The following is an 18565-nucleotide window of genomic DNA, read 5'->3' on the forward strand; positions in this document are numbered from 1 at the left end:
ATTACCTATATTAGATAAAATGATAAGAGAAAAGAGGTTGGCCGGATTGGATATAGTGAGATCTTTGGCTATTTTATTTGTTGTTGCACATCATTTCGATTTGCATACTGAATTTTTGATAACACCTTTTATAGGTGTTAATATGTTTATACAGGGAGCATTTGCATCTTTATTTTTGGTAGCTGTTCCTTTATTTCTGTTATTGACGGGATTTTTAAATACAAATAAAAAATTGACATTAACCTATTATAAAGGCATTATCCGAGTATTATCGGCTTATTTGGTATATTCTATTGTTACGATTTTATATAGAATAATTATCAATGGAGAACATTTAAGTGTTTTTTTATGGCTGTGTCAAATATTCAATTATACGGCCATTCCTTATGGATGGTATATCGAAATGTATATAGGATTATTTCTTTTAATCCCGTTTTTGAATATAATTTATAATAACTTGCAGGAAAAGAAAAACAAACAAATTCTTATATTGACTTTTTTAGTATTAACAGCTTTACCTCCGTTCTTTAATCAGGCAGGATATAAATTTGTGCCAGATGATTTTGTTGTGTTATATCCGGTAACTTTTTATTTTATAGGTGCTTATATTCATGAATATAAGTTTAAGTTTTCCAAACTTAAACTATCGCTTATTTTATTGTTTTTGTGTATGTTAGATCCAATAATAAATTTAATGATGGGAAATACTTATAGATTTGTTCTTGGTGGTCGCGATTCTCTTTTTTATACAGCCATTGCAGTTATTGTTTTTCTGTTGTTTTATGATGTCGATTTCAAGTCGAAATTGATAACAAAAATATCGCTCTTGTCGTTGGATATGTATCTGTGTTCATGGATATTCGATAACTTATATTATACCTATTTTAAGGCTCATTATTTTGAAAGTCAACAACAGTTTTTCGCATTTTTCCCGATTATCGTATCGTTGGTGTTTTTCTCGTCTTTCGGAGTAGCATGGTTGCGGGAAAAAGTAAATTGGGGAATAAAAAAAATTTTGTAATATGAAATCTATGAAAGTTTCTATCATAACATGCACATATAACAGTGCGGCAACAGTAGCCGATACGATACGTTCGGTCAATCGGCAGACCTATGACAATATCGAACACATTATCGTTGACGGGCTTTCTAAAGACGATACCATAGCCGTTGTAAAAGCCAATGCCGGAGACAGACAGCAGATTATAGAAGGGAAAGATAAGGGAATATACGATGCCTTCAACAAAGGAATATTGGCTGCTACCGGAGACATAGTGGGAGTCCTTAATTCCGACGATTTTTTTACCGATGATTATGTTGTAGAGATGGTGGTGAAAGCGTTTTTATTACGTCCCGGAATCGATGCCGTGTATGGAGACATTCATTTTGTAAACCCGGATAATCTTTCGAAACCTGTACGATATTACTCTTCGAGAATCTTTCGTCGGGGATTGATGCGCTTGGGATTTATGCCGGCGCACCCGTCTTTCTATATTCGTAAAGCTTGTTACGATAAATTGGGGATTTATAAGATCGATTATAAGATCGCTGCAGATTTTGAGCTTTTATTAAGATTTATTTTTTTGAATCATATCCGCATTCATTATCTCCCTATCGATTTTGTAACAATGCGTACGGGAGGAGCGAGTACCGAGTCTATGGGAAGTCGCAGGTTGATTATGAAAGAGCAGTTGAGAGCTTGCCGTGAAAATAATATATATACTAATATATTTATATTAAGTCTGCGCTATTGGTATAAAATTGCAGAACTGTTGGTTTCTAAACTGGTTTTCAAATTATCCGGTAAATAGTCCGATCTATAATATCGTAAATCTCATGTCCTATCTTGGTTTATTATTGTCGAAATCGAATAGTTTCCGGCAGACATTCATAGATTGTGCACATTTAATTGAAAGAAAGAGAATGCGTTAGAACCTGTCTAAATCCTCCGATATGGGAACTATATGTCTGAATTTTAAGACTTTGTAGTCTTTTTTTATCTGTTTTCCACTCTGTACGCTATTTACCCGATATGTCCCTTAAACACCTTTGAGAACAGCTATCCAAAAATGTTTGTGTAAAATTCAAATAAGCTTTTAGAGAAACCGTTATTATTTTCCTGAAAAAGTCGGTATGTTATGAAATAGGTATTTTATTCAATCTATAATCGCTTTTTTGGGGAAAGGCATAAGGTGTACCGTACGTATGTCATCTTTATATAGGTATTTTTTCGGCTTCACCCCTGTTTTCATTAAAGAATTTTTTTTAGAGAAAATAGATCGTAATCCGAAAAGTCCTATGCTTATCTTGATCTTGTTCCTGCAAAATTTAAAACAGTCCGTAAGAATATTTTAAAAAAATATTTTTTAAAGATTTGTGAAATACAAATTAAATATTTTCTTATATTTGCCGACGGTGTAAGGTGATATATGATTTTGGAGCATTTTTTTGAGTTTATTCGATTTTTTGCAGAAAATAAAGGAGAGAGGTATTCTAAGCACTTTTGAGAAAATATGTGAATGGATTTTTTTCTCTGAGTGTAAGATGCAAAAAGATAATTTCTTAAGAAATGTGTTCAAAACTATTATCTGTGAAAATTGTTTATCAAATAATAGGGATAAACTCTTAATATTGTTAATAGGTGTGTGAAATAAATTTGATCGTATGTTACAACTTTTTTCATTGTTGGCCTTGGTGTTATCCGCTTACCTTTCATTTTTGGTAATACCACGACTTGTGTTCGTTTCGGTAAAGAGAAGGTTATTTGATGTGCCGAATAGCCGGAGTTCACATACGAGGGCAGTTCCCCGTTTAGGCGGAATAATATTTTTACCTTGTATGATGTTTTCGTATGCTTTTGTATTAGGGCTTCGTGAACTGAATGGAGTCGGTGTGGCAACAGAGTTGAGGGAGTCGCTATTACTTGAAATGCTATTTTTGATATGTGGTCTGACAACGATCTACGGGATTGGAGTTTTGGATGATCTTCGAGGGGTTACTTTTCGTAAAAAATTTGTGGCGCAGATTCTCGCTGCAATCTTTTTCCTTTTCGGGGATATTCATATAGACAATTTACACGGAATATTCGGGATATATGAGTTACCGGTAGCAGTATCTTATGTGTTGACGATATTTATAACGGTTTTAATTATAAATGCGATCAATTTGATCGACGGTATCGATGGCTTAGCGTCTGGATTGAGTAGTGTAGCTCTTGCGGTATATGGATTTTGGTTTCTTTCTTCAGAATTGTATGCCTATGCTATGTTGGCATTTTCACTGTTAGGATCGGTTATGATATTTTTCTTGTATAACGTTTTTGGTAAAAGAATGAAGTTGTTTATGGGAGATACCGGATCTCTGATTTTAGGTTACTGTCTTGCATTTCTTGCCATACGATTTTGTCAGCTTAACGCTACACCCGAATTCGGAGTAGTAGGTGCTCCGATTGTTGCATTTTCGACACTGTTTATTCCGATTTTTGATGTTTTCAGAGTGTTTATTGTCCGAATAAAACATGGTAAATCGCCTTTTCTTCCGGATAAAAATCATATTCATCATAAATTATTGGCATTAGGTATGTCCCATCGGCAGGCGATGTTAACGCTGGTGATATCATCCTCTATGTTTATAATTCTCAATTGGTTTTTAGTTAAGATTCTCGGGGAAACCGTAATGTTTCTGTTCGATATATTTTTGGGATTATGCTTGGTATATGGCTTGCAGCGTTTTATAGTCGATAAAGAGCGTAAATTGGTAAAGCGTAAAGTTCGGTAAGAAAAATTTTATTCCTAAAAATCGATTTTTCAGAATATTTCCATTGTTTTAAAACATAAAAATACAACCAAAGTCGTATGTTCGTTAATCAGAAATGTGAAAATGATTTTGTTGAACCGAGATTGGGAAATAAAAAATGTTTTTATAAAGTTGGTAGTATCCGGATTTTAAATATGTCAGTTTTTATTATTTAGAGTTTGTTTTTACTCGGGTCAGGTTGGGAGTTTCTTTCGAGGATGTTTTTTCAGTTTTTACGGGGATGATAGTTGGGCTATTTGACGAGAAAAAACGGGAAAAAAAGCCGGAAGAAAACATAAAAATGATCTGATAATATTTTTTGTTGGAAAATTTAGACAGGCTCTTAAACTTTTATTTATATCTTTGAATATTTTGAGATAAGTATATAATGCAAAATAATCATGTGGTAATAATGGCCGGAGGAGTAGGCAGTCGTTTCTGGCCGATGAGTACACCCGAACATCCCAAGCAGTTTATCGATGTATTAGGATGCGGACGCACATTGTTACAGCTTACTGTTGACCGTTTCAGCGGGCTTGTTCCCATGTCCAATTTTTGGGTAGTTACCTCTGCCCGATACAAATCGTTAGTAGAAGAACAACTTCCGGATATTCCTCGTTCCAATATATTGTTAGAACCATGTATGCGCAATACCGCACCCTGTATTGCTTATGCCGGTTGGAAAATAAAACGACGTTATCCCGATGCTAATATAGTAGTAACATCTTCGGACCATGTGGTAACCGATGTTGAAGAATTTCGCAGAGTTATTGTAAAATCGCTTGATTTCACGTCAAAATCGGAATCTATACTTACATTGGGAATGAAACCTACTCGTCCTGAAACCGGATATGGATATATTGCGGCAGGAATAGAGGATGGTAGCGAGATAAAACCTGTAAAGGCATTTAAGGAAAAACCGACTCTTTCTGTTGCAAAAGAATATTTATCGGCCGGTAATTATTTTTGGAATGCCGGAATTTTTATATGGAATGCACATACACTTGAACAAGCCTTTCGGACCTATTGCCCGGCTATGGCTTCTGTTTTCGATCTGTTGACACCTTGTTTTTACAGAGATGATGAGCAAGAAAGGGTTGATGAACTTTTCCCGACTTGTGAAAGTATCTCTATCGATTATGCCGTCATGGAAAAAGCGTCCGGGATTTATGTCTTCCCGGCATCATTCGGTTGGTCAGACTTGGGCACATGGGGATCTCTTCATACCCGTTTGCCCCATGATAATCATCATAATGCATGTGTCGGAGAAAATGTGAAGTTGATAGAGTCTCAAAATTGTATAGTGCATGTCCCTAAGAATAAGAGGGTTGTTATTCAAGGATTAGACGGATATATTGTCGCGGAAAAAAACGGGACGCTTCTGATTTGTAAACTTCAAGATGAACAGAGAATTAAAGAATTCTCAAAATAATTTCCGGGATGGGAAATAAAAAGGTTTTTGTATCAGGCTGTTATGATATGCTGCATAGCGGACACGTCGCTTTCTTTGAAGAAGCTGCCCGGTATGGCGATTTGTATGTAGGCATAGGTTCGGATAAGACGATATTTGAATTGAAAGCCCGGAAAACGATCAATACCGATGCTGAGCGTCTTTATATGGTAAAGGCTCTTCGTGTAGTTAAAGATGCGTGGATCAATAGCGGAAGCGGGCTACTGGATTTTGAAAAGGAATTGAGAGAACTCAAACCCGATATATTTTTTGTAAATACCGATGGCAATACCCCTTTGAAAGCGCAACTTTGTAAAGAATTGGGTATCGAATATATTGTGAGTAAAAGAATTCCTCATGGAACTTTGCCTGTACGTTCGACAACGATGTTGCGAAAAGAATGCCGCATTCCCTACCGGATCGATTTGGCCGGAGGATGGCTCGATCAGCCTTATGTCAGTAAATATTATCCGGGTCCGGTATTGACCATTTGTATAGAACCGGATTATGAATTTAATGATCGTAGCGGGATGTCCACAAGTTCGCGTAAAAAGGCGATAGAGTTATGGCAGACCGATATACCCGAAGGAGATAAGGAAAAATTAGCCAAAACTCTGTTTTGCTATGAAAATCCGCCCGGAACTCCTTATGTAAGCGGTTCTCAAGATGCTTTGGGAATTGTTATGCCGGGATTGAATAAATATGAATATAACGGAGACTATTGGCCGGAGTCGATAGAAAGCAATCTTGATTCGGATATTTTGGAATGGCTTGAAAAATATATTTGGTTAGTACCTCTATATCCGAGAGGTCAGTCTTATAATGTTCTTGCCGATACGCATATCGATGCGGTTTCGGCAAAAGCGTTGAGTGATGCTGCCCGTTGTTGTTGGGATGCAATCCTTAATAAAGACTTGCAAAATTTCGGTGTGCAAGTAAAGGCCAGTTTCGATGCCCAAATAGCAATGTTCCCCAATATGGTGAATGATGATATCTTGGCTCAGATAGAAGAATATCGGGATTCTGTATTAGGTTGGAAATTAAGTGGTGCAGGCGGTGGAGGATATTTGACCTTTATCAGCGAAAAACCTGTGGAACATGCTTTGCAGATTCGTATTCGCAGATAAAAAATTTTGCTTTTGATGTGTATAGATTTCTTATATTTGCAACGAAAGTTCGAGTATGGAAATTTGAGGGATTAATAATTAATTTTTAGCTTAGAAATGAATACTAAAGTCGCTTTGATTACGGGAATTACCGGGCAGGACGGTTCGTTCCTTGCTGAGTTTTTATTGCAAAAAGGATATGAAGTTCATGGCATCTTGCGTAGATCTTCGTCATTCAATACCGGACGCATAGAACATCTTTATTTTGATGAATGGGTGCGCGATATGAAACAGCAAAGAACCATTAATTTGCATTATGGAGATTTGACCGATTCAAGTTCTTTAATTCGCATTATACAAGAAGTGCAACCTGATGAAATTTATAATCTGGCAGCACAAAGTCACGTAAAAGTAAGTTTCGATGTCCCCGAATATACGGCCGATGCCGATGCGATCGGTACGCTTCGTATGTTAGAAGCCGTTCGTATTCTTCATCTCGAAAAAAAGACCAAAATATATCAGGCGTCCACTTCGGAGTTATTCGGATTGGTTCAAGAAGTCCCGCAGAAAGAAACAACACCGTTCTATCCCCGTTCTCCGTACGGTGTAGCGAAACAATACGGGTTTTGGATTACCAAGAATTATAGAGAAAGTTATGGTATGTTTGCCGTGAACGGTATTTTATTCAATCACGAAAGCGAACGTCGTGGAGAGACTTTCGTTACCCGTAAAATATCCTTGGCAGTAGCCCGTATCAAACAAGGAGTACAAGACAAACTTTATATGGGAAATCTCGATGCCCGTCGGGATTGGGGATATGCCAAAGATTATGTACAGTGTATGTGGATGATTCTTCAACATGAAACACCCGAAGACTTTGTGATAGCGACAGGAGAGATGCATACTGTCCGTGAATTTTGTACGCTTGCTTTTGCAGAAGTCGGCATTAAGATTCGTTGGGAAGGGACAGGAGTCGAAGAAAAGGGAATAGATGAGGAGACCGGACGGGTGTTGGTCGAGGTCGATCCCAAATATTTTCGTCCTGCAGAAGTCGAGCAGTTGTTAGGAGATCCTACTAAGGCCAAAACTTTATTGGGATGGAATCCTACTCAGACACCATTTCCCGAATTAGTGAAGATTATGGTAAAACATGATATGGAAAAAGTTGCCCGGATGATCAAAAATAAACATTGATGGAAAAGAATGCCAAAATATTCGTAGCCGGTCACCGTGGATTGGTGGGATCTGCTATATTGAAAAATTTACAAGAAAAAGGATATCAAAATTTTGTACTCCGTACCCATAAAGAATTGGACCTTTGCGACCAACTTGCCGTAACCCGTTTTTTTGATGAAGAAAAACCCGAGTATGTTTTCCTTTCGGCGGCTTTTGTCGGTGGTATTATCGCAAATAGTTTGTACCGGGCAGATTTTATTTATCGTAATTTGCAAATACAGAATAATGTAATTTATAATTCGTATCGTACCGGAGTAAAAAAACTGCTTTTTTTGGGAAGTACTTGTATCTATCCTCGGGATGCCCGACAGCCTATGGATGAGAACGTATTGCTTACTTCTCCACTGGAATATACGAATGAGCCTTATGCAATAGCCAAGATTGCCGGATTAAAGATGTGCGAAAGTTTCAATCTTCAGTACGGTACTAATTATATTGCGGTCATGCCTACGAATTTATACGGGCCTAATGACAATTTTGATTTAGAACGCTCCCATGTTCTTCCTGCTTTGATTCGTAAAATTTGTTTGGGACGCTATCTCGAGACCGGAAATTGGTCGGCTATACGTTCCGATCTCAATAAACGTCCGGTAGAGTCGGTCAATGGAGAATCTTCAGAAAAGGATATCCTTGCCATATTGAATAAATATGGAGTGCGTAAGACAGAAAAAGGTAATGTTCAGGTCGAAATATGGGGAACAGGAAGCCCGATGCGTGAATTCTTGTGGAGTGAAGAAATGGCGGATGCCTGTGTTTTCGTAATGGAAAATATCGACTTTGAGGATCTTAAGCCTAAAAATACGAAAGAAATCAGAAATTGCCATATCAACATCGGTACCGGAAAAGAAATCAGTATTGGAGATGTTGCCCGTTTGATAAAAAAAACTGCAGGATTTGAAGGCGATTTGTATTTCAATGCCGATAAGCCGGACGGGACGATGAAGAAACTGACTGATGTTTCGAAATTAAATGCATTAGGATGGCATCATAAAATCGATATTGAAGAAGGTGTACAAAAAATGATCGACTGGTATAATAATAATTAGAAAAGAGCCTGATTAGATTTTTCGATAAGAAAATATTATCAAGATATTTTTGTGTTTTTTTTCGGTTTGCTACTTATCAGATAGTTCGCTATCTCTCCGGAAAAATATATGAATACACCCCAATCCTTTCTCGGAAGAAGAGGTTGGGGTGTTTATTGTAGTAAATTTTCTAATGGTAGATTTTGTCGATTGTCGTAATATTTTCTTTTCCTGATAGAAAATTTAGACGACTATCTCTTGAAGTATTTAAAAAAGCACTTTTCCTTTTTCTTTTCCTGCTGTAACGAAATATAACCCTTTATTAAGAATCGGAATACGGTTGATTCCGGTATTCCCTTTGACCGAGAAAAGAAGTTTTCCGTTTATTCCATATATGTTTATCTGTTCTTCTTTGGGTAAAGTTATGAAGATATTTTGAGAATCTTTCTTGATTTTCAGTCTATTGTTTATTGATTCTTTTGATATCCCCGATGAGGAGGAAGATATGATACTTTTCCATGTAGTACCAATTCGTATTCCATCGACAATAATATCCTGCCCGGTATGGCTTGCACGGAACATCAATCCGGCAGGGTATATATCTCCTTTAGAAGCATTATCGGATAACGGCCCTAATAAAGGTTGCTCTGGTTCTTGATCCTGTATGCGATCTAAAAGATATAAAGAAACTTTATCATTGTTATCTCCCGGTACTATTTCATATTTGATTACGAGGAGATAAGTTTCTCCGATTACAACGGGTTTATCGGTCGTGTAGACCGCTTTTTGATTATCATAAAAAGATAAGCCGATATTTAACCTTGAATCGAAATCAGAATTCTTCTCACCGTATATTCGTCCGTTAAAGGCAAATTTGGTATCTGTCCCGCCAGCCCAACTCGGCATATTTCCGTCCCATAAAGTGAAAAAATACTGGCTTTTAAGATTGCTGTTGAACTGAACGAGAAAAGACACATAGACACACCCTTCCGATATTTGCGGGAATGTATGCCGGGCGGCATTTTTATTTTCCTCTTCTATCTGTAGTCCGTTTCCGATACCTGATCCGGCATATCCTTCGAATGTCAGTCCCGGACAAACTTTCAGATATGGATTATCGTTTTCGAACAACCAGCCATGTTTACCTATTTCATCACCTATAGGATATTCAAAATTTTCTGTCCATACAGGGGTTTGAGCGATGATACTGAAACTGAAAATGAAAAAAGCGTGGAAAAGCCACGCTTTTTTCGAAAATATAAATTGACTCATTATTTGACAACTTTAACTACTTTAGAACCTACTTTTACAAGCGTGATATCATAAACTGCATCAAGAACATTTATTCCGGAAACAGCGACTTTTTCGGCAACCTTTTGACCGGTAATGTTGAATAGTTCGATTTTTTCACCGCCAATGGCATTGACATAAATTTTACCATTCGAGCTGTAAATAGTTATATTGTCATCTGTTGTAGCGGCTTTTACTCCGTCGAGTTCAGAATCTATAATACTAATAGGTACGATTTGAATATCACTATTGTATACTAAAACAACTCCAGTGATGTTTTGAGCAGTAGCAGGTATTTCAGTTCCGATGATTGCAAGATCTGGATATTGGATACGAAGTACTGCTTGAGTGCCTTCTACAAAATTGTAGGTTACACCACTTTTTCCAGACTCTCCACCAAATGCGATTTTTCCATTACCGCCATCTACGTCTTGAATAGTTACATTTTTTAATTTAACCAATTTCCCTTGATCATTAACAGAAATTGTTTCAAGAGTCCTTTCAATCGGGTTTACTGTGTTTCCTGAAGTTCCTTTTGTTGCATCGACAGTTGGTATAAGTTGCAACATACCATTGTACGATTGCAGTGTTCCTTTTAAACCGGATATTTGATCTCCTGCAGTATAATTTCCTGTTATTGTTTGATTTGCATCATCAATTAAGATTGCTCCGGTTGCATCTTGAACATATTTGGCGTGGCGCAAATAATAATCATTGATTCCATTTTTATCATCGCTGGCAGCTAACGTAACAATTGCATTACCAGATAGAGAATATTCGGTAGTATTATCTGCATCGAATGTTCTGAGTTCTTCAATTGTTGCAGCAGTTAATTTTTTACACTCTCCTTTTAAATTGATTATAACATCCTCAGCACCAGTGCTACTTAAAGTAATAGTTGCGGTGTGCTCTCCTAATTCAGAAGGTGTATAGGTGACTGATAAATTACCGCCTTCATTTGTCAAATCTCCTGTACAAGAAAAATTTGTTTTGTCAGATAATGTTGCGGTAATAGCATCTGTAAGTTTAGTCCCTTCTACAGTAATAGTTTGAGTTTCTGATGAAGTCCCTATAGTTTCGATGATTCCAAAATTTATGTTTAACCCGTCTGTAACACTAATTGCAGGTTTCGAAGGATCTACAGAATAACTGTTCCAAGTAAAATTATCAATACACGTTTGTGCATTTTTTGTGCCACTGCCTTTCAGTTTTATTTCTAAGGAAAATTCTCCAGCTATTGTTAAATTTGATACGGTTAAAATTCTAAGCTCTGTATCATTCTTACATTCTTCTCCAGAACCTACTAATTCTCCATTAATATAAACTTCTATAATTCGTGACGCAGAAGTTCCTGTATATGCTCTTTTATATTGTAATGAAAAAGATGATATGCCTCCCTGAATTGTGGCAGACATTTTTGAACTTGGATGTCTCAATATTGGAGTTACTCCATCAATTGTATATGGTTCATTTTGTTGTGCTCCATCTTGACATGCTGTCCAACTCCATACAATATTATTTACACCGGTGAAACTTCCATCTGTGTATTTTTGATTTCCTCCAAGGTCTTTTGCATTACTGAATGTTTCAGTCGTTTGTGCTTGGATATGGCTCGTTGCTCCAATGATAAACAACAAACTAAATAATAGTTTTAGGTAGATTTTTTTCATAATCGTTTTATTTTGGTTAGTAAATAAAAATACTTTTAAATTTTAATTTGAGTTTAAATAAAAAGGGAAGAGAAATAAAATAGGTATTTCGATTTTTTCATCCTATCCAAACAAACGTTCGTTTTTATCATCCCTTTAAAATCTAAAACACATTCTTCAATTGTTCAGAACAATTATCTATGCATGAATAAGATAAAGTTCTGTATTTACCATATACAACTTTTATTTAGACTGTCCAATTAAACGAAGGTTTATTTGGACAAGAGACTATTTCCCGTAGTCTGTTCATTTATTTTACAAAGATAGCATATATTTTTATCTTTTTTACTACAATTTCATTGCAATTTTATGTCATTTTTGTATTCCTGTATGATGATGAACTTTAAATTTTGTTTGGGATTTTAGAGCCTTTCTGAGTAAAATTGATCATAAGTTTTTTAGAAAGTCTAATAAAAATTTGGAAGACTTAGAGTCGGTCGTATAAATGTACGATAATAAAGGTATATTTGTTTTCAGAATAGGTAAATTTTATGGATTAAGGAAGTTTCTTAAAGTAAATATTTTGTATATTGAAACATTTAACGTACCTTTGCGCCGCTAATGCAAGTAATAACAATTTAAAAAATTTCAAATGGCAACTAAAATTAGATTACAGAGACACGGTCGTAAAGGTTATCCGTTCTATCACATTGTAATCGCCGATAGCAGGGCACCACGTGATGGTAAGTTTATTGAAAGGATAGGTTCTTATAATCCGAACACTAATCCTGCTACAATAAATTTGGATTTCGAAAGAGCTTTGTATTGGCTTCAAACCGGTGCTCAACCCACCGATACAACTCGTAATATCTTGTCTGCACAAGGCGTGTTGATGAAAAAACACTTGTTAGGCGGTGTCAAAAAAGGTGCATTCTCTTTAGAAGAAGCTGAAACCCGTTTCCAAGCCTGGTTGAAAAACAAACAAAATGCTGTTGAAGCTATAAAGGCTAAGCTTGCCGATGCTAAACAGGCTGATGCAAAGAAACGCCTTGAAGCAGAAAAAGAAGTTAATAAGGCTATTGCTGAGGTTGTCGCTAAGAAAAAAGCTGAAAAGGCTGCTGCTGAGGCAGAGGCTGCTGCGGCTGCGACAGAAGAAGCTCCGGTCGAAGAGACTCCTGCTGCTGAAGCTGCTCCTGCAGAAAGTGCTGAATAATATTTACAGCATATACAGAAAAACGCTCCGTTTTCGGAGCGTTTTTTTTGTGGCTTGTTTGGCGAATTTGGAAGATTGTCAATATTCCCGGATAGAATAGTTTATTTGGGAGTAAGATAAATATATGATATATTTGCCGGTTAAGAACCTGTCGTCTAAATTTTACTCAGGGCAGGTTTGTGTGTTTCTTTTAAGGATGATAATGGGTTATCTGACAAGTGAAAATGTAAAAATAACCTTATTAAATCTGTTTTATCGGAAAATTTTAAACAGTCTGTAAGATAATTTTATGAAGATGAGTAAGATTTTGATTGTCGATGATGAAGACCAGATACGGAAGCTATTGGCAAGAATGCTCGAATTAGAAGGTTATGAAATTTATCAGGCTGCCGACTGCAAAACAGCTTTATCCGAAATGAAAAGAGCTGTCCCGGACGTCGTGTTGTGTGATGTTTTTCTTCCTGATGGGAATGGCGTAGACTTTGTTGTCCGTCTGAAAAAAGAGTTTCCTATGTCGGAGGTGATATTGTTGACGGCACATGGTAATATTTCTGATGGTGTACAGGCGATTAAAAACGGTGCATTCGATTATATAACCAAAGGGGATGATAATAACCGGATTATACCTTTATTGAGTCAAGCTTCGGAAAAAGCCGCTAAAAATAAGTCGGTAAATAAAGAAGACCGAATGGATGAGAGACAATATTCGTTTGACTCTATTATCGGAAGTTCCCGTTTGCTTTCAGATGCGGTATCTTTGGCCAAGAGAGTAAGTATGACCGATGTTCCGGTATTGTTGACCGGAGAGACCGGAACGGGAAAAGAAGTGTTTGCTCAAGCAATACATAAAAATAGCTTGAGAAATAAGAAGTCTTTTGTTGCAGTCAATTGTTCCGCTTTTAGTAAAGAATTATTGGAAAGTGAAATGTTCGGGTATAAAGCTGGAGCTTTTACCGGTGCATTAAAGGATAAAAAAGGTTTATTTGAAGAGGCTGATAATGGTACTATCTTTTTAGATGAGATCGGAGAGATGGCATATGATCTTCAGGCAAAATTACTTCGTATTTTAGAATCAGGAGAATATATAAAGATTGGGGAAACGAAGCTGACGAAAGTAAACGTCCGGGTCATCGCTGCAACCAACAGGGATTTGGTACAAGAAATCGAAAACGGAAGTTTTAGGGAAGATCTCTTTTACAGGCTGTCGGTTTTTCGGATACAGTTACCTGCATTAAGAGAACATCCCGAAGATATTCCTTTATTGGCAGATAGTTTTATACGATCATTCGCTGAGAAACTACGTATGTCGATTCCGAAGATCGACTCTTCTTTTTATGAGGTGTTGTGTCGGTACACATGGAAGGGAAATGTACGGGAATTAAGGAATGTAATAGAACGTAGTATGATTGTTTGTAATGGGGAGATTCTGACATCGACAGACCTTCCTATTGATATTCAACAGATAAGTGAAAACAAGAGTATCGGAAGTAGTTCATGTTCTGATTTTGAGTTGGCGTCAATAGAAAAGCTACATATTATTCGTGTTCTCGAATATACTAAAGGAAATAAAACCGAAGCGGCTCGATTACTTAAAATCGGGTTGACTACCCTTTATCGCAAGATAGAAGAGTACGGGTTATAGAGTGAAATTACATTTTTCAAAACGGGGTGCAGCCTTTTCATTTTGAAAAGGCTGCACCCCGTTTATTATAATAGCCTAATTATATAAAGTGTTCATTTTTAGTATAGTAGTATTTTGCTTCCCATTTTGGCACATCATTCGCTATAAAGCTGGCATGTTTAATTAAAAAGAATGACAATATGAATGAAGTGCTATCATTTATTATTATGTGTTTAAGTGGAGCTGCATGTTTTTGGCTCTTTTTAAAGTGTATAGATTGGTTTGAGAAAATCTGAAAAGAAAGGAGTTTTTATGTACACAATTTTATTTATTATTAGTTTGGTTTTGTTCGGGTATTTGATGTATGTGCTAGTCAATCCCGAAAAGTTTTAAAATTCGTAACAGTTAATAGAAATGAATACGGAAATATTAGGATCTGTTTTGCAAATTGTGATTTTGCTGGTATTTAGTTATCCGCTGGGGAAACATATTGCAAAAGTATATAAAGGAGAAAAAAGTCGTTGGGATTTCTTTACTCCTGTAGAAAATTTTATTTATAAGCTGGTAGGGGTTGATCCGAAAGAAGAAATGAACTGGAAACAATTCCTGAAAGCATTATTGGTTTTAAATTTAGTTTGGTTTTTCTGGGGAATGATATTGTTGTGTACCCAGCATTGGCTGCCGTTAAATCCGGACGGGAATGCTAACCAGACGGCTGATCAGGCATTCAATACATGTATCAGTTTCATGGTAAATTGTAATCTTCAGCATTATAGCGGAGAGAGCGGTTTGACTTATTTCACACAATTGTTTGTCATTATGCTTTTCCAATTTATAACTGCGGCAACCGGTATGGCGGCAATGGCAGGAATAATGAAAGCGATGGCAGCAAAAACGACAAAAACAATCGGGAACTTCTGGTATTTCTTGGTACGTAGTTGTACACGTATTTTATTACCTCTTTCCTTACTTGTCGGTTTTGTTTTGATTCTTGAAGGAACACCGATGGGATTTGACGGAAAAATGGAGGTAAATACATTAGAAGGCGGAACACAAATGGTTTCGCAAGGACCTGCCGCAGCAATTGTTCCTATTAAGCAATTGGGTACTAATGGAGGTGGATATTTCGGAGTGAATTCCTCTCATCCGTTGGAAAATCCGACATTCTTGACCAATATTTTCGAATGTTGTTCGATATTGATTATTCCGATGGCTATGATATGGGCTTTAGGATTTTATCTGAAACGGAAAAAGTTCGGAGCAAGTATTTTTGCCGTAATGTTCTTTGCTTATATTGTCGGGGTAGGTATTAATACCTATTACGAAATGAATGGGAATCCTGCAATCGATAACATGGGAATAGCCCAGGAAAATGGTGCTATGGAAGGTAAGGAAGTTCGTTTGGGTGCTGCCGGAACAGCATTCTGGAGCGTTACCACAACTGTAACATCGAATGGTTCGGTAAACGGTATGCATGACAGTACGATGCCGTTGAGCGGATTGATCGAGATGTTGAATATGCAGATCAACACTTGGTTCGGTGGAGTCGGCGTCGGTTTTATGAACTATTATGTATTTATTATCATTGCAGTCTTCATCAGTGGTCTTATGGTAGGGCGTACTCCTGAATTTTTAGGAAAGAAAGTCGAAGCCAAAGAAATGAAAATCGCAACGATCGTGGCTTTACTTCATCCGTTCGTTATTCTGGTAGGAACAGCTTTAGCATCTTATTTATATGTTCATAATCCGGCTTTTGTAGAATCGGAAGGAGGTTGGTTGAATAACCCGTCTTTCCATGGGTTGAGTGAAATGTTGTACGAATATACTTCTTGTGCAGCCAATAACGGTTCAGGATTCGAAGGATTAGGAGATAACACGATGTTCTGGAACTATACCTGTGGTATCGTATTGATTCTTTCTCGTTTTATTCCGATAGTCGGACAGGTTGCAATTGCCGGATTGCTTGCTGAAAAGAAATATATTCCGGAAAGTGCCGGAACGTTAAAAACCGATACTGCAACATTCGGCGCTATGACATTTGCCGTTATCTTTATCGTTGCAGCACTGTCTTTCTTCCCGGTTCACGCATTAAGTACTATTGCCGAACATTTAAGTTTATATATTTAATTAAGAGTCTGAGATGAAAAAGAATATTTCAACTTCGCTCTTTCAGAAAGAGCAGGTTTTAGCAAGTATAAAACAATCGTTCGTAAAACTCGATCCGCGCATGATGATTAAAAATCCGATCATGTTCACTGTCGAAGTCGTTACGCTATTAATGTTGCCTATAACGTTCTATTCGTTAGTTGATCCTACTCAGGGTTCATTTGGGTATAACATGACTTTATTTATAATCTTGTTTGTGACTTTACTGTTTGCCAATTTTGCAGAAGCGATAGCCGAAGCAAGGGGGAAAGCTCAAGCCGATAGTTTGAGAAAGACAAGAGAGGAAACTCCGGCAAAGAGGTTGTCTGGAGATAAAATTAAAGTCGTACCGAGTTCTGAATTGAAAAAAGGAGATATCTTTTTGTGCGAAGCCGGAGATGTTATTCCGGCAGACGGGGAAATTATCGAAGGTTTGGCTTCTATCGATGAGAGTGCAATAACTGGAGAAAGTGCCCCAGTCATTCGTGAAGCCGGAGGAGATAAGAGTTCTGTAACAGGCGGTACTAAGGTCCTTTCCGATGTTATAAAAGTTTTGGTGACGAGTCGTCCCGGTGAAAGTTTTTTGGATAAGATGATTGCCCTTGTTGAGGGGGCTTCTCGTAAAAAAACACCGAATGAAATAGCTTTGACTATATTGTTGGCAGGATTTACTCTTGTTTTTGTGATTGTTTGTGTAACCTTAAAACCGTTTGCAGATTATAGCGGTGCTACAATTGCAGTCGGATCACTTATCGCACTGTTTGTCTGTCTTATCCCTACGACGATCGGAGGATTGCTTTCTGCAATTGGTATAGCCGGTATGGATCGTGCTTTGCGGGCTAATGTGATTACGAAATCGGGTAAAGCTGTTGAGACTGCCGGTGATATAGACACATTACTTTTGGATAAAACGGGTACGATAACGATCGGTAACCGGAAAGCGACGAAAATGTATTGTACAGATGCTTCGGTAGATTTTAAAACATTTGTTTCATGGTGTGTGCTCTCTTCACTTTCTGATGAAACACCGGAAGGTAAATCTATCGTTGAGTTAGGTAAAGGGCTTGATGTAAATGCTTCAAGACAAGGTATGATGGTAGAACGGATGATCCGGTTTACTGCCGAAACAAAGTGTTCAGGAGTAGATATGAAAGACGGTATGCAGATCAGAAAGGGTTCTTTTGATGCAATCCGTACGATTACTACTCAAGCCGGATATACATTCCCGAAAGATGCCGAAGAATTGGTCAATGTGATTTCAAGTAACGGGGGAACTCCTTTGGTTGTCAGTGTAGATCGCAAAGTAGTAGGAGTTATTGAGTTACAGGATATTATTAAGCCGGGAATACAAGAACGTTTTGAACGTCTGCGTAAAATGGGAGTGAAGACCGTTATGGTGACCGGAGATAATCCTCTTACAGCTAAATATATTGCAGCAAAAGCCGGAGTTGATGATTATATTGCAGAAGCTAAACCGGAAGATAAGATGGAGTATATCAAGAAAGAGCAAAACAGCGGTAAGTTGGTTGCAATGATGGGAGACGGAACAAATGATGCTCCTGCTCTGGCACAGGCTAATGTCGGTGTTGCTATGAATAGTGGGACACAAGCTGCTAAGGAAGCCGGTAATATGGTAGATTTAGATAATGACCCTACAAAATTGATAGAAATCGTGGAGATAGGAAAACAGTTGTTGATGACACGTGGAACTTTGACAACTTTCTCTATTGCGAATGATGTGGCAAAGTATTTTGCAATTGTTCCGGCTCTATTCATGATTGCTATTCCGCAGCTTGCAGCGTTGAATATAATGAATTTACATAGTCCTGAAACGGCTATCCTCTCGGCAGTAATATTCAATGCATTGATTATTCCGGCGTTAATTCCTCTGGCTTTGAAGGGTGTAACGTATAAGCCGATAGGAGCATCCGCTCTTCTTCGCAGAAATCTGTTGATATACGGACTTGGAGGTATTATCGTGCCTTTTATAGGAATTAAGTTGATAGATATGTTTGTAAGTTTATTCTTTTAAATA

Annotated in this window: 14 protein-coding genes; 12 read left to right on the top strand and 2 right to left on the bottom strand. The window is 37.3% G+C overall.

Annotated features, from left to right (window positions below):
* The first annotated feature begins 19 nt into the window (after positions 1 to 19).
* The 7 genes from Q0093_RS08095 to Q0093_RS08125 all read left to right on the top strand — a co-directional run bounded on the left by Q0093_RS08095 (position 20) and on the right by Q0093_RS08125 (position 8633).
* A complete protein-coding gene (locus tag Q0093_RS08095) occupies positions 20 to 1021 on the top strand; it encodes an acyltransferase family protein (protein ID WP_297929587.1) in 1002 nt (333 codons plus the stop codon).
* Positions 1022 to 1031: 10 nt separating this feature from the next.
* A complete protein-coding gene (locus Q0093_RS08100; protein WP_297929601.1) occupies positions 1032 to 1811 on the top strand; it encodes a glycosyltransferase family 2 protein in 780 nt (259 codons plus the stop codon).
* Positions 1812 to 2664: 853 nt separating this feature from the next.
* The gene (locus Q0093_RS08105) at positions 2665 to 3777 is read left to right on the top strand and encodes an MraY family glycosyltransferase (RefSeq protein ID WP_297929589.1); all 1113 of its coding nucleotides are present in this window, start codon (positions 2665 to 2667) and stop codon (positions 3775 to 3777) included.
* 406 nt (positions 3778 to 4183) lie between these two features.
* Entirely contained in the window at positions 4184 to 5227 is a 1044-nt protein-coding gene (locus Q0093_RS08110) for a mannose-1-phosphate guanylyltransferase (RefSeq protein ID WP_009319454.1), read from the top strand.
* A gap of 8 nt (positions 5228 to 5235) precedes the next feature.
* Positions 5236 to 6372, top strand: a complete 1137-nt coding sequence (locus Q0093_RS08115) for an adenylyltransferase/cytidyltransferase family protein (RefSeq protein WP_009319453.1) — start codon at positions 5236 to 5238, stop codon at positions 6370 to 6372.
* Between the two features lie 96 nt (positions 6373 to 6468).
* Positions 6469 to 7545, top strand: a complete 1077-nt coding sequence (gene gmd, locus Q0093_RS08120) for a GDP-mannose 4,6-dehydratase (RefSeq protein ID WP_022390150.1) — start codon at positions 6469 to 6471, stop codon at positions 7543 to 7545.
* Positions 7545 to 8633: a GDP-L-fucose synthase gene (locus tag Q0093_RS08125; RefSeq protein ID WP_297929590.1), complete on the top strand. Its 1089-nt coding sequence runs from the start codon at positions 7545 to 7547 to the stop codon at positions 8631 to 8633. Before gmd ends, Q0093_RS08125 begins: the two co-directional genes overlap by 1 nt.
* Positions 8634 to 8879: 246 nt before the next feature.
* On the opposite strand, the gene Q0093_RS08130 is transcribed toward Q0093_RS08125, so the two are convergent.
* On the bottom strand, positions 8880 to 9884 hold the full coding sequence (locus tag Q0093_RS08130) for a hypothetical protein (protein WP_022390148.1): 1005 nt from the start codon (positions 9882 to 9884) through the stop codon (positions 8880 to 8882).
* Positions 9884 to 11572, bottom strand: coding sequence for a DUF5689 domain-containing protein (locus Q0093_RS08135; protein ID WP_297929591.1), 1689 nt, complete (start codon positions 11570 to 11572; stop codon positions 9884 to 9886). Before Q0093_RS08135 ends, Q0093_RS08130 begins: the two co-directional genes overlap by 1 nt.
* Before the next feature lie 631 nt (positions 11573 to 12203).
* Here Q0093_RS08135 and Q0093_RS08140 point away from each other — a divergent pair.
* The 5 genes from Q0093_RS08140 (at position 12204) to kdpB (ending at position 18562) form a co-directional block, all read left to right on the top strand.
* The gene (locus Q0093_RS08140) at positions 12204 to 12764 is read left to right on the top strand and encodes a 30S ribosomal protein S16 (protein WP_009319448.1); all 561 of its coding nucleotides are present in this window, start codon (positions 12204 to 12206) and stop codon (positions 12762 to 12764) included.
* A gap of 295 nt (positions 12765 to 13059) precedes the next feature.
* Positions 13060 to 14406: a sigma-54 dependent transcriptional regulator gene (locus tag Q0093_RS08145; protein ID WP_297929592.1), complete on the top strand. Its 1347-nt coding sequence runs from the start codon at positions 13060 to 13062 to the stop codon at positions 14404 to 14406.
* 291 nt (positions 14407 to 14697) lie between these two features.
* On the top strand, positions 14698 to 14778 hold the full coding sequence (gene kdpF, locus Q0093_RS14870) for a K(+)-transporting ATPase subunit F (RefSeq protein WP_081705664.1): 81 nt from the start codon (positions 14698 to 14700) through the stop codon (positions 14776 to 14778).
* A 21-nt stretch (positions 14779 to 14799) separates the two neighbouring features.
* Positions 14800 to 16512, top strand: a complete 1713-nt coding sequence (gene kdpA / locus Q0093_RS08150; RefSeq protein ID WP_122304115.1) for a potassium-transporting ATPase subunit KdpA — start codon at positions 14800 to 14802, stop codon at positions 16510 to 16512.
* Between the two features lie 13 nt (positions 16513 to 16525).
* Positions 16526 to 18562, top strand: coding sequence for a potassium-transporting ATPase subunit KdpB (gene kdpB / locus Q0093_RS08155; protein WP_022389980.1), 2037 nt, complete (start codon positions 16526 to 16528; stop codon positions 18560 to 18562).
* Positions 18563 to 18565 lie beyond the last annotated feature (3 nt).

Source organism: uncultured Coprobacter sp., from assembly GCF_947855755.1.
GTDB lineage: Bacteria > Bacteroidota > Bacteroidia > Bacteroidales > Coprobacteraceae > Coprobacter.